Genomic DNA, 13,454 nt, shown 5'->3' on the forward strand with positions numbered 1-13,454 from the left:
CTTAAAATTAACACCGATCTCTTTTGAGAAACTCATTCAAATAAATTGAATATCAATGCACCAACTTTACACAACCGCAAAGTTTAATAAAAAGCGCGTAAATTTAAAACTGCACGAAAACAAATAAACATAGCAATAAATATTATAATTCAATGAGTTGAGATTAAATTAATTGAGTAACACACTTTGTTGGAAAAAACAAAAATATACAATTCATGACATTCAACAAAAAAGCCGGTTATTTCCCGCTTACGTATTCGGCACAGTTTGCTAAATAAAAGCGTAGAATGTGCGATATAAAAACGGGAAAGCACCCGCTTTCCCGCATTATTTTATCCGTGACGCTATTCGATCACATTCTTTACACGATATATACCACTCTGAATACCGTCGGTCAGGAAGAATGGCAACCACTCTTCCCACTGCCCGCCTTTTACCGGCGAGGAATACCGGCACAGCTCCGTTCCCTGTTCATCCAGCAGCGCCCAGAGCTGCTCCGCGCCATCGGCTGCGTCGCTGTTGCTGCTGACCCGCTTGTAGCTGACGTTGCTGCCAACGTGGAACTGATGGGGAAGCCAGCGCACCGGCTCATGCGGCGGGAACGGTTCGGCGTCCAGAAAACCAAACATATCATCATGGCTCAGCAGGCTTTGCCGGATGGTAGGCCACAGGCTGCGGCGCAAAAAATATTGGTCGGCGAAGCGTTTGTGCGCTTCTTCTTCACTCAGGTATTGGGCGATCAGCGTCCGGATTCCGGGCAGCGCCGGGTTGTGACACCCGGCCCACATGCCGGCCAGCAGCAGTTCGGTATGGGTGAAGTAGTCCCGCATGTGGTGATACCAGTACCCGCTTTGCAGCCACGCCTCCACCGCCGCTTTATCGCGCTCCGAAAGCAAGGCATCCGCATCACGCACCTGGAAGCGGGAGACGCCCTCATCTTCCATCACCAGGAAGCGCCACATCTGCGGCGGTATCGTCTGACGGATATCGTCCGATACCTTTACCACCTGCGCGCCGGCGGCGCTCAGGCGCGCCTGAACCCCGGCGGGAACCGTGTCATCCAGATAAAAACGGCAGCGCCACTGTGGGAACAGGTCGCGGGCAACCCCGACGTTCATCACTGCGGTTTCGCAATAACGGGGACGGGCGCCGTACAATGAAAAGACGATCAGATTACGCTCTGCCACGGAAGGATCGAACGCCGGCGGCGGAGAGTCGGGCAATGGGTAAGCGTGAAATTGACGAAATTTATTATCCGCCTGGGTTAACGACATATTGCCATAGCGGCGCACCTGCGCCTTATCACCCAGCCAGCCGCACACCTCCACCAGCCCGTCCAGCGCCGTACCGGGCATGTTTTCCTCACCGGTGCGCCGCAGAAGCTGCATGTAGGTTTTACGGCTCTGCTCATAGTCGCCGGTGCGCATCAGGCACAGCGCGTAATCCGCCAGCAGCGAAGGGTTACCGGGCGCCAGCTTCAGCGCCTGGCGGGCGACCTCACGCCCCTGCGCATAGTTTCCCTGTGCCAGGGCAGTGCGAAAGGCTTCTGCCAGCTTATAAAATTTTTTCTCTACGGAAGCCATAGTTCCCTCTTGGTTGTCATCTTCCCGAATACGTCCGCTCCCGGCGCTCATTTATGATGGCGGGGGGCCGGTGAAAAGAAAATAAGTAAATCCCTTATTCCCTGCCGGCCAGATAATCCAGCACGTGCGGATAGCAAAGCAGAAACCAGGGCGTAAAACGCGCCGGTTCTTCCGCCATCTGCCGGCGCAGCGTTTCCGGTTCAACATAGGCATACGCCTCGGCCTCTGCCGGATTCAACTGCGGGGTGAGATCGCTGGTTCCCAGGAAAATATGGCCGAACTCGTTTTCCACCATCCCGTTATCCAACTCAACCCGGTAGCTGAACTCAAACGCCTTATGGAGCTGGCAATGCATCCCCATTTCTTCATGCAGGCGACGCGTCGCCGCCAGGTGCGTCTCTTCACCGGGAAACGGATGGCCGCAACAGGTATTGCTCCACAGGCCGCCCGCGTGATATTTCTGCACCGCCCGCAGCTGTAACAGCAACCAGCCGCGGCTGTTGAACACATAGCATGAAATTGCGCGATGCCGCCTGCCCTGCCGGTGCGCCTCCAGCTTCTCCATCGTTCCCGTTGGGCGGTCGTTCTCATCAACCAGAATGACGTTAATCATGGCGGATCTCCTCCGATGCCAGCAGTACGCCGGAATGGTATTCATACTATTACCATAGCCTATCCGGACTATATCCATTGAATATCGCGCCATCCGCCAGCGCTTTTATGCTGCGAAAAATTGCTTGCGGAGAAAAATATATCACGAAACAGATAATTCCGAGCAATACCCGACGCGGATTCCGTGATGAATATGCCCCACCGCGCGCATATGCCATCCCCCCGCAATTTCGGGATCGGGCGCATAGTTATGAATTTCAACCGATTACCGCATTTTGCATCCTGATATACTCGGTGAATTTCCAGGCGGCCAGGCGCGAATCCTCATCATGACCGATCACTTTAAAGGAAAATACGAAGCGGAGCTTAAGTTCAGGATTTCAGATCCCGCGCCGATACGGGCGCGTCTGGAAGCGCTGCATGCGGAACCCTTTTTGCTGGATAACCATGAGGTGGACCATTACTTCGAGTCTCCTTCAGCCACGCTGGGTAATCAGCACGTCAGCATGTGCCTGCGGGAAATGCAGCCTTCCGGCATCAGGCTGTGGATCGTCAAAGGCCCCGGCCCGTCGCAGTGTGAAGCGGTCAATATCAGCGACTGCGACAAAGCCGCCGTGATGCTGGAAACGCTGGGTTTTCATCCTTACTTCCGCATGGAAAAAACCCGCAGCATTTACTTTTGCCGCCAGTTCCACGTCACCCTCGACCACCTGCCCAGCCTGGGGTACTTTGCCGAAGTGGCCGTGATGACCGACGATGCCGACCAGTTACGCCTCCTTTATCAACAACTGGCCCAGTTTGCCCGTGAACTGGGGCTGCGCGAACAGAACCAGGAAAAGCGCAGCTACCGCCAGCTTTTGGGGTATTAGTCCGGCACTTCACTGCCCGCAGACAACGCCGGAGAAAATTCGCGTACCCGCAGGGTCAGGAAGTCTTGCCGTTTCACCTCTTTTTGCGCACTCAACAGCACATCCAGATCGTCATACACTGTCAGATAACGGCCGCTGAGCGCCGAATAGCCGCCGCCGCACAGCTGCGCAACGTGCTCAGCCCCCTTTTCCGGCTCTACCGTCCGGCCCGCCAGGTGCTCTTCCCTACACCATTCCAGCAGCTTCGCTTTCATGCTTTCCCCGGGAACGTCACTTTGCTGTAAGTCCATAGACATACCAACAGAATGGATCAGGCCGGGATGGTAAGCGAACAGCGACACATGGTGCCCCCGTACTTCCACGGCCAGATTCTCCGTCAGTTTGATGATGGCCGCCTTGGAGACGGAGTAAGAGGAGCAGGTCGGCCAGCGGAATACCCCGGCGTTGCTGGCGATGTTGATGATCGTTCCCCGCTCGCGGGCAATCATATAATCCAGTACGGCATGCGAGCACAGCACGGTGCCTTTCAGGTTGATGTCCAGCGCCTCGTACCACTCCAGCGGCGTGCTGCGCCAGAAATAGTCCACCGGCCCCAAAACCCCCGCATTGTTGACCAATGCCTCAACGGGCCCGAAGCGGCGCTCAATTTCCGCAAACGCATCCCGCACCTGACCGGCATCCGTGACGTCGAAAGCGATGCTTTCTGTACCATGGCCGATTTCCGCCGCGCTGCGGCTCAGCGTTTCCGGATCGCGCCCGGTAATGACTACCCTGGCGCCGGATTGCGCCAACCGCCGGGCAAACACGCGGCCCAGGCCGCGTCCGCCGCCTGTAACAACAACAAGGGATTGATTCAGCATGCCGGTATCTCCTGTTTCATCGTCCGGATTCAGACATAAAACAGCGTAGCCCAGCGGGGAAATAATGATCTTGATCACAAAAAAATTGCCGGATCGTGAATGCAGAAATCAAGGCAGGGAGTGTTTTTGAATGACGGAAAAAATCATTAGCAATATTTATTATTACCGATGGGTAATCACATCGCTATAAAATGCTGTGCTAAGTTCCCGGCATGCTGCCGGGAGCTTAGCGTGATGGCATTATGTCACCGGAAATCACTTATCACTTTTACGCTGCCCGCGGGGGCCCAGCGTCGGCGTTTCATCAAAGAAATTCCACGGTTTAAGCAACGCATGCACCCACTCCGTCGGCATAATCGGCCACTCTTCCGCCCGCGCTACGTGCGTGGTGCCGGTGGTCAGCCAAACAACGTTATCCGTATTGCTGATGGACTGATTATCGGTAACGTATTGCCCCAGGCCGGTGTCATGTATTGAACGGTTGGGGTACTTCCCTTCCGGATAGCGTTCATCCGGGTTGTAACGGGTAATCCACAGCTGGCGATCCATAAAGCTCAGGCGATGGTAAATCCACTCATCCTTGCCGAAGTTGGCGCCTTTGGCGATGGGATGCGTACCACCGGCGTACGGAATAAGCTGGTAAGAAACCGGGTTCCCCATCCGGTTCAGCCGGTTGGTATTACTCAGCAAGCGAATGGTGGAGGGATCGAATTTCTGCGCCGCCTGCTGCTCGGTATCCACGTTCACCTGATCCACCTGCATGGTACTGGTGCGCGGGCCGCCGCGATCGTTAGGCTTCACGTCCGGGTTCACTTCTACCAGGCTGTTGTTCTCACCATCCACGTCCATATCCAGCCGGAAGTTGTAGATATGCTGGTGCGTGGTGCCGACGATATTGTGATCGATCAGGGTGCCGTAGCGGGTATCCTCTTTCGCCGTCGGGTCCTGCATGGTGCGTGCCTTCACGCCTTTGACGGCTTCAATACCGGTGGCGCCGGCGTCGATACCGATTACGCCGTTGTCATGGAAAACCCAGTCGAAGATGTAATCGTAGTTCCCCACCGTGCTGATCCAGCGCACCACCAGCTCGCGCCGCTCGGTGCTGACGTTGGGTTGCCCCATCTCCTGATGCTTATATTCCGGCCCGGCATAGCGTTCGAAAATGGCAATGGCGCGCGGAATGGTGGTAGGCGTGCCGGTGTAGTCGGCGATGGTTTCATCCAGCAGTACCGCATTCTCCGGCGCGTCTTTACCCAGGGCGATGGGCGAAGTCAGCGTTCCCATCCCGTAGTCGCCGGCATCCAGATACGCCTTGAAGTACCAGCCGATATCCGGATCGCCGTACGGCACAATCATGCCGCCCAGCGAACCCTCATACATCACCTGACGCTTTTTGCCGCGATCGTTATAGGTGACCGTGGAGATAATAGGCCCCACGCGTGAGTTCAGCCGCAGGTGGAAATCCCAGTTTTGCCAGTGAAGCGTATGGCCGGTGATGGTGTAGTTCTTGCCTTCCGGCTCGATGATGTCCAGAGGCTTAACCCGCGCCGCCGTGCGATCGCGCCCGTCGTAGGGCCTCGGCGCCATCGGCACCGGAATAACCTGACCTTCTTCTATCTTGATGATTTTCTTCTGTTGCAGATCGACCACCGCTACCAGGTTTTCAATCGGATGCGCCCAGTAGTTGCCGTCGCCGACATCCAGGTAGCTCACGACTTTCAGCAGGCGCTGATCCTGCGTCAGCCCGTCTTTGCCGTCGAAGTAACCGACCGTCAGCGGCGTCGTAATGACTTTCGTCGGATCCTGAATACCGCGTTTCTTCAGCACCGCCGCATATTCCTGGCTGGCGTTGATGATGGACTGCACGCTGGTGAAATCATCCAGCACCACCATGCCCTGTGCATCTTTCAGCGGCGTCCAGGACACCAGTTTTTTGTCTTTCAGATCCACGACGCCTTCAACCACGTGGATACCGTCAAGCAACGTAACGTCCGCCTGACGCGGCGCGCTAACCGCCCCGCCCTTGAGCACGAAATTCCACACCTGCTCCTTCGGCGGCTCGCGCAGGGAAATTTCGGTGAAACGCAGCGCGCCGGGCAGCTTGCCGGACGCCTTCACCACCTCCACGGCGGTCTTGATCTCATCCGCGCTCAGGGGGTTAAGCGGATGCGCACGCTGCTCCACGGCGAACGTCTGATCCAGACCGGACTGGAAAACATCATTGATAAATTCGTCGTAAATATAGGCCGTTTTCCCTTTCAGAATCACCGGCGCCTGAAGTTTCAGCGGCTTGCCGTTTACGATGGCCTCATGGGCATCGGGCTTCACCTTAACGTACGCGCCGTCTTTAATGATGGTAAACATACGGGCATAGTCATCCCACTGCACGGTGGCGCCGAAGTCCGTCAGGGTTTTCTCCATCGGCACCCTATGCACGGCCGCGCCGTGCGCCCCGGCGGCAGGCACCCAGCCAACGGAAGCCATCATACCGGCGGCCAGCGCAATCGCTGCGGGCAGACGTTTTTTAGTCATTATCTTTCGTAACACGATTATTCACCTCGCCACAAATCTAACGGCACGTATCCCAACGCGGTCGACTGAAGAACGGATTTCCGATCCGTTTGGTTAAAACATTACCAAGCACGCCGCAGCGTTGTTTTGTTGTGTTTGCCAATCCTTTTGTCATCCGTGCCAATTTCACGGCAACGGGCGAAGTCATGGCCGGGCCGCGCGTTTTAGCCATGTTTCAGCCATATTGTTTACGGTATTCGCTGGGCGAAACCCCGAAGCGGGTCTTGAATGCGCGGGAGAAGTGGCTGTAATCGATAAAGCCCCAGGCATAGCCGACGGTGGACATTTTTTGCCGCCCGGATGACGTTCTTAACGACTGAGCGCACAGGTCAAGACGACGGTTGCGGATGTACTGCGCCACCACCAGCCCCTGGCGGGCAAACATGCGGTACAGGCCGCGCAGCGAAACGCCGATCTCTCCGGCAACCCATGCCGGGGAAAGCGTGTCGGCCTGAATATGTTTATCAATCAGTTCAACGGCGCGCCGGAATGCCCGGTCATGCAGGTTTTCCCCGTCGCAGTGATTCATCACCGCCGGCCTGAGCAGGCTGGCGACGGCCTCCAGCACGGCCTCGCTCTCCGGGCGGCTCAGCCCCGGATTACGCAGGCTCTCCGTTATCAACTGCCGGCCCAGCTTCACCACGCTCATTTCTGCGGGCAGACGCAGAGCACATACCGGCGTGCCGTTACCCGGCGTTTGCTCCAGGCAACGGCGCGGAAGTAACAGGGAGATCTGGCGGGAACCGGTGCTGAAAATGAAGTTGCTGGGGCGTGCGGCGTCAATCAGGGTAACGTCGCCCGGCTGCATCACGGCGCGGTGGTTCCCCTGCTCCATCACCGCCTGTCCGCCAAGCTGAAAAACCGTGAAGTAGTGCCCGTCGTCGCTTTGCGCGACTTCACGCACGGTACGGTACAGGCGGGTCTGGCGGATATCCACGACGCTCATACGCAGCGCGTGCGTCCGGCACTCCTGAACGTCGCCGCTGAAGTGATCGCCCAGCGTGGCGGCGCAAAACCGCCCGCAGGCACGGTTGATCTTATTAATCCATTCCTCAAAGCGGGCATCCCTGTGCGGTACTGACATTGTCATCATCTCTCCCACCGCCGGAGCCGGCGTTCGGTTTTTCAGGCTTCCCGCAGGCCGCTTGCGGACAAGGGTGAATTAGCCCAAGGTTAATTCACAATAAATTAACCTAAATTTAACTCAATTTTTAACTGAGAGAGGAAAACGGCGAGAGAGATCACATACCGCGTAAAGCAACCGGGCTCAGCGTGACTCCCCGCCAAGGAGCCGCATCAGCTTGGCCAACTCCTCAGCGCACATCGTGGATTTGGATTTCTCTATCTTCAGGTTGTCGCCCGTCATGATGTAGGCAGGCAACAAACGGATGCCCTGCCAGAAAAGTTCGCAATGGCGCAATTTGTAGGTTGAAACCGCAGGCAGGGCATTTTTGCCGGTTTCGCTTTTCGCCAGCATATTGAATGCCTTTCTTGCCACATCACCCGCCAGCATGACGGCCTGCAATGACGGAAACAGCGCCAGCTCGCGCCGCAACAGCGGAACATAGCGTTCAACCTCCGCAGAACCTGGCGTCTGGCACGTTTTGGGGCACTTCAGTACGCTGGTTAAATAGATGCCGCCGGCGGTGATGTCTTCCAGCGAATTTACCGCCGCGCCGGCCAGATGAAACAGGGAAAGCAGTGATACCTGATAGGGGGAAGCGGCATCACCGTAAAAGTCGAGCGCCGGTTGCGCGGCCACCGTTTCATTGATGATGACGGCCCTGATGTGGCCGGGATCGACAGGAAATGCCGGTAAGTAGGCGAGTATCTCCGCCGCCTGCGCATCAAAAGTTTCGGTAATAAACGGAGCCAGGCTTTCCCTGATATTCATGACGCCTCATCTTCTTGTTCCGCCGCAGCCAGATCGACAATCCGCCGGACAAACGCCGATTTCCCTGCCGTATAGGCTTCGCGATCGTAATGGAAACGTTCGGCCAGCCCGGTTTTCAGCGCGGCGTACTCACGCCGCGCCTCATCATGGCGCAGAAGATAGTCACGAAACAACACCTCATCACGATCGCCCCAGCGGCGGATATGCAGATGAACGCCCGGAAACGTCATGCCCTGCAGCGAATAGCCTTTAACGAACATCAGATGCAGCCTTTCCGGGTGCCCCTGCTGTGGGGTGTAGAAATATCCCGTCGCCACAATGCCGTCAATCAACGCCTTTTCGTCGCGGCAGGCTTTGATCTCCACCAGGATATCAATGATAGGCTTGGCAACGATGCCGGGAATCGACGTGCTGCCGACGTGGTGGACCGCAGCCTCATACCCCCGCAAAACAGGAGCCAGCACGTTCGCCTCACGCCGGAATACGCTCACCCACGCCTCATCATGGCCGCTCAGCGTCACGGGAAACAGCTTTCCCAACTCCGCCGTGCTCATTGCTCCCAGAATCTTTGCTTCATCCATTGTCGCCTCCGTGATTCACCCTGCGCCGAAACAGTATAAAGTTTGTTCAATTTCTTGACGATAACGACACATGCACTTTATAGTCCGTTAGTTTTCCGAGCTTATACAGGAGTGCCCCACCCAAATGAACAAATGATGCCCATACGTTGACGATTGGCCCGCGCTTAGCGCCGCGGCCGTGTTATGGCATGCATCATTATTGGGGGCACTCATGGCGCCATTTGCCGCATCCGCTTCATCTTCATCCGAAATCTCCATTCACCTGCATCAGGCCGCATTAACGCTTCCTGACGGGCGGTGCATTTTGCATCCCTCATCCTTTGCTTTTTACGAACTCCGCTATGCCATCGTCGGGCCAAATGGCTCAGGCAAAACGCTGCTGGGAGAATTACTGATGGGCCTGCGCACGCCCAGCGCCGGGCGCGTGGAGCGGCACGGCAGATGGTATTACGTTCGCCAGCAACCTGAAGCCGGCTTGCCCGCCGGAGCACAGGTGATCGATCTGCTGGGGCTGGCGCCCTGGTTCCGCGCGCTGGAACGGGTGGAACGCGGGGAACCGGAGGACGGCGACATCGACGCCCTTGACGGCCGCTGGCAGCTGCGTGAACACGCCGCGGAGGCGCTGGCGGCGGCGGGTTTATCCGGCCTGCATGCGCAATCCCCGCTGGCGCGCCTCAGCGGCGGAGAGCGGACCCGCATCGCGTTGGCCGGGGCATTCCTGTCCGGCGCTGACGGCTTATTACTGGATGAACCCAGTAACCACCTTGATGCCGGAGCGCGTACGTGGCTGAGCAACCAGCTTCAGCGCTGGCCGGGGCATATCATCACGATCAGTCACGACCGGGCGCTGCTGGAGCAGATTCCGGTTACCGTCGCCCTGCAAGCGGAGCGGCTTGCCCGCCACGGCGGCAACTATGCGTCCTGGCAGTCGGCCGTACGCCAGCAGCAGGCGGCAATCAGCGCGGAGCTGGATCATCTGCGGGCCGAACGTAAACGGGCTTCCCGCGAACGGAGTGCGGCGCACGACGCCCAGCAACGCCGCCATGCCCACAACCAGCGGCAGGGTTCGCAGGCCAACCTCGACGGATTGACCAAAGGGCGCAGAAAAGACGGCGCGCAAGCCTACGACGGGCGGGAAACGCAGAAACGGGAACAGCAGCGGCAAAACCTGGATAACGAAGTACGGGAAACATTCTCCCGCCTGTTGCCGGATACGGGCGTCGTACTGGCTCTGCCCCAAAGCCACGTTCCGGCTAACCGCCGCGTGCTGACCTGTGAACGGCTTCGTCTTCCCTGCCATCCGCCGTCATTTCCTGCCCTGGATCTGTGCCTGAACGGCCCGGTGCGCATCGGCATCACGGGGCCGAACGGCGCAGGGAAAAGCACGTTTCTGGACCTCGTGGCCGGAGAGTTGCGTCCGGTGCACGGCCGTTGCGAAACCGGCGTCCGCTGCGCCAGGATTGATCAAAACGCCAGCGCTTATCTCCCCGCGGCGCTGAGCGTATTGCAGGCCCTGAGCCGGCTGAATTCCCCGCTTACGGAAAGCGAGCTGCGCACCCGCCTTGCGCAGCTCGGGCTGGCGGCCGACACCGTTACCCGCCCTTCAGCCCATTACAGCGGAGGCGAGCGTATGAAGGCGGCATTAGCCTGCGCCCTGTGGGGGAGCGAACCGGCTCAGCTATTGCTGCTTGACGAACCGGGCAATCATCTTGACCTGCCTGCACTGGAGGCGCTGGAACATGCGCTTATCGCCTATCCCGGCGCGCTGATGGTGGTATCTCATGACACGCATTTTTTGAATGCGCTGGCGCTGACGCACCGGTTGCACATCGGACCCGGCGGTTGGCGCCTTGAACCGGTTTCAGGATGACAGTATGTAATAAGGCTTGATAACAGCCCGGGGTTATCCCCGGAAAAGGGGGGCGATGCAGACAGATTTTCCGATGTCGTCATGCTTCCCTCATTCATAAATTGTTATTTATGTAATAAATAATGATCGAAATTGTTTCTTATATGTTTATCATATTTCGCTGATTCTCTCTTACGCCCTGCTCAGCATCACACTTCTTTGCAACTCCGATGTCATTCAGGAAATCAGGAGGTGATATCATTCAGATGCCGCTTCACCCGAAAGCATCTAACACATTAATATAAAATGGATTTTCTATGATTTTCAGCAAGCCGGAATACCGGTATTTTGCCATGTAAACTTATGTGTACACAATTCTGTTGCCAACCATAAACCAAAATAAAAAAACGTGATTACAGTCTCAATGATGCAGGTAGAGCACATACTGTCCCCATTGCTTTCATTGATTAATTCCGCTTGATGGTATGGACGACCACCATAAGAAAGGAAAAAGTTTCTTTTACTCGCAGCGACACTTTCCACGCAGTTTAGCCGCGACCTTACCACCCAGGATAATCGCGGGAGAATGGTAAAAAATAATTTGTATTGAGGGTAAATGCAGATATTGGCAATAAGAATATGAATAGAAAATATGTAAATCTAATCTGCCAAAGCGTGATCGGTATATTATTCCCACCGTTATCGTTTCAGCAAGTTATTGCTCATCTGAACCCCGCGCCACAGTTTATATTTACATCATGATTTATAACCTTTTTTTCTTTTAAAAAAGCAAGGGCACATCGTTAGCCTGATAATTAAAATCGATTTTACGTTTATCATCCCTTTTTAATTAACAAATAATCAACATCGGCAATATGTTGATATTTATACATTTATATAAAAGCGTGTGAGGCTAATCACGCGTTTTACACTTACCTTATTTACGCCATATTTTTTATCTCCGGGAGCTATTCCAATAATTAATCGTTTATCGCATGATGCCTCCGAGCCATATTTTTGGACTTTTAATAAAGCAGGAAATTAAAGAAATCTGTTTCTTTGCCCGTTTATACAGGCAAGCCGATATTCTGTTGTTTAAATTATCAAGTTATCACCATCACCGAATTGGAGATTTAATCATGATGTATCCAGCAGAACCGTTCCGTATTAAAAGCGTAGAAACTGTTTCAATGATTCCGCGTGAAGAGCGGATAAAGAAAATGCAGGAAGCCGGATATAATACATTCCTGTTAAATTCAAAAGATGTCTATATTGATCTGCTGACCGACAGCGGCACCAACGCCATGAGCGACAAGCAATGGGCCGGTATGATGATCGGCGACGAAGCCTACGCCGGCAGCGAAAACTTTTATCACCTTGAAGCGACGGTACGCGAACTGTTCGGCTTTAAACATATTGTTCCGACCCACCAGGGGCGCGGCGCAGAAAACCTGTTATCCCAGCTGGCGATTAAACCCGGCCAGTATGTCGCAGGGAACATGTATTTCACCACGACCCGTTTCCATCAGGAAAAGAACGGCGCCACCTTTATTGATATCGTGCGCGATGAAGCCCACGACGCAACGCTGGAAGTCCCGTTCAAAGGGAATATCGATCTGAAGAAACTGGAAAAACTGATCGAAGAGAAAGGCGCGCAGAATATCGCGTACATCTGCCTGGCGGTAACGGTTAACCTGGCCGGCGGCCAGCCGGTGTCCATGGAAAACATGCGTGCGGTGCGCGAGCTGACCAAAAAACACGGCATCAAAGTGTTCTATGACGCCACCCGCTGCGTTGAAAACGCCTACTTCATCAAAGAGCAGGAAAAAGGCTTCGAGAACAAGACGATCAAAGAAATCGTCCACGAGATGTTCAGCTATGCCGACGGCTGCACCATGAGCGGTAAGAAAGACTGCCTGGTGAACATCGGCGGCTTCCTGTGCATGAACGACGACGAGATGTTCTCCGCCGCACGTGAGCTGGTTGTGGTGTATGAAGGCATGCCGTCCTACGGCGGCCTGGCCGGGCGCGATATGGAAGCCATGGCGATCGGCCTGCGTGAAGCGATGCAGTTTGAATATATCGAACACCGCATCAAGCAGGTACGTTACCTGGGCGAGAAGCTGAAAAACGCCGGCATACCTATCGTAGAGCCGGTCGGCGGCCACGCGGTCTTCCTTGACGCCCGTCGTTTCTGCGAGCATCTGACGCAGGATCAGTTCCCGGCGCAGAGCCTGGCGGCCAGCATCTACGTTGAAACCGGCGTACGCAGCATGGAGCGCGGCATCATCTCCGCAGGGCGTAATAAAGAAACCGGCGACCACCACCGTCCGAAGCTGGAAACCGTGCGTCTGACCATTCCGCGCCGTGTTTATACTTACGCGCATATGGATCTCGTCGCCGACGGCATTATTAAGCTCTATAAGCATAAAGAAGATATCCGCGGCCTGCAGTTCGTTTATGAGCCCAAGCAACTGCGCTTCTTTACCGCCCGTTTCGAATATATTTAATTTTATATTCCGGCCCCATTTTTAATGGGGCTTTTTTTCGTCAGAAAACAGAAGAACCGTCAGTAAAAAACATGAAATTCACTATGAATGCTGTACATGAAATAGACTTTATACAGGAAGCTTTA

At 55.2% G+C, this 13,454-nt stretch carries 10 protein-coding genes; 3 read left to right on the forward strand and 7 right to left on the reverse strand.

The genetic code is table 11. The annotated features are described in order from the left end of the window. Positions 1-344: 344 nt before the first annotated feature. Both C8D90_RS08505 and idi read right to left on the reverse strand, forming a co-directional pair. Positions 345-1,583 carry a tetratricopeptide repeat protein gene (locus C8D90_RS08505; protein ID WP_162844380.1) on the reverse strand — a complete coding sequence of 413 codons (1,239 nt, stop codon included), beginning with the start codon at positions 1,581-1,583 and terminating at the stop codon, positions 345-347. 94 nt (positions 1,584-1,677) lie between these two features. Next, positions 1,678-2,196, reverse strand: a complete 519-nt coding sequence (gene idi, locus C8D90_RS08510) for an isopentenyl-diphosphate Delta-isomerase (RefSeq protein WP_115458016.1) — start codon at positions 2,194-2,196, stop codon at positions 1,678-1,680. Between the two features lie 328 nt (positions 2,197-2,524). On the opposite strand from idi, the gene C8D90_RS08515 reads away from it, so the two are divergent. Beyond that, positions 2,525-3,064 carry a class IV adenylate cyclase gene (locus C8D90_RS08515; protein ID WP_115458017.1) on the forward strand — a complete coding sequence of 180 codons (540 nt, stop codon included), beginning with the start codon at positions 2,525-2,527 and terminating at the stop codon, positions 3,062-3,064. Here the strand turns inward: C8D90_RS08515 and C8D90_RS08520 are convergent. From C8D90_RS08520 to C8D90_RS08540, 5 genes are all read right to left on the reverse strand, one after another. Continuing rightward, positions 3,061-3,924 carry an SDR family NAD(P)-dependent oxidoreductase gene (locus tag C8D90_RS08520; protein WP_147291344.1) on the reverse strand — a complete coding sequence of 288 codons (864 nt, stop codon included), beginning with the start codon at positions 3,922-3,924 and terminating at the stop codon, positions 3,061-3,063. The two genes, C8D90_RS08515 and C8D90_RS08520, sit on opposite strands and share 4 nt — an antisense overlap. 255 nt (positions 3,925-4,179) lie before the next feature. Then, on the reverse strand, positions 4,180-6,456 hold the full coding sequence (tynA, locus tag C8D90_RS08525) for a primary-amine oxidase (RefSeq protein WP_115458019.1): 2,277 nt from the start codon (positions 6,454-6,456) through the stop codon (positions 4,180-4,182). 214 nt (positions 6,457-6,670) lie between these two features. Next, on the reverse strand, positions 6,671-7,585 hold the full coding sequence (feaR, locus tag C8D90_RS08530; protein ID WP_115458188.1) for a transcriptional regulator FeaR: 915 nt from the start codon (positions 7,583-7,585) through the stop codon (positions 6,671-6,673). 177 nt (positions 7,586-7,762) lie between these two features. Beyond that, positions 7,763-8,389: a uracil-DNA glycosylase family protein gene (locus tag C8D90_RS08535; RefSeq protein ID WP_115458020.1), complete on the reverse strand. Its 627-nt coding sequence runs from the start codon at positions 8,387-8,389 to the stop codon at positions 7,763-7,765. Further along, positions 8,386-8,970 carry a GrpB family protein gene (locus C8D90_RS08540; protein WP_115458021.1) on the reverse strand — a complete coding sequence of 195 codons (585 nt, stop codon included), beginning with the start codon at positions 8,968-8,970 and terminating at the stop codon, positions 8,386-8,388. The genes C8D90_RS08535 and C8D90_RS08540 overlap by 4 nt, the downstream gene beginning before the upstream one ends. Before the next feature lie 211 nt (positions 8,971-9,181). On the opposite strand from C8D90_RS08540, the gene C8D90_RS08545 reads away from it, so the two are divergent. Both C8D90_RS08545 and C8D90_RS08550 read left to right on the forward strand, forming a co-directional pair. Further along, entirely contained in the window at positions 9,182-10,840 is a 1,659-nt protein-coding gene (locus C8D90_RS08545) for an ATP-binding cassette domain-containing protein (protein WP_115458022.1), read from the forward strand. 1,118 nt (positions 10,841-11,958) lie between these two features. After that, a complete protein-coding gene (locus tag C8D90_RS08550; protein ID WP_115458189.1) occupies positions 11,959-13,329 on the forward strand; it encodes a tyrosine phenol-lyase in 1,371 nt (456 codons plus the stop codon). Positions 13,330-13,454 lie beyond the last annotated feature (125 nt).

The sequence above is a fragment of the Enterobacillus tribolii genome (genome assembly GCF_003363015.1).
GTDB lineage: Bacteria > Pseudomonadota > Gammaproteobacteria > Enterobacterales > Enterobacteriaceae > Enterobacillus > Enterobacillus tribolii.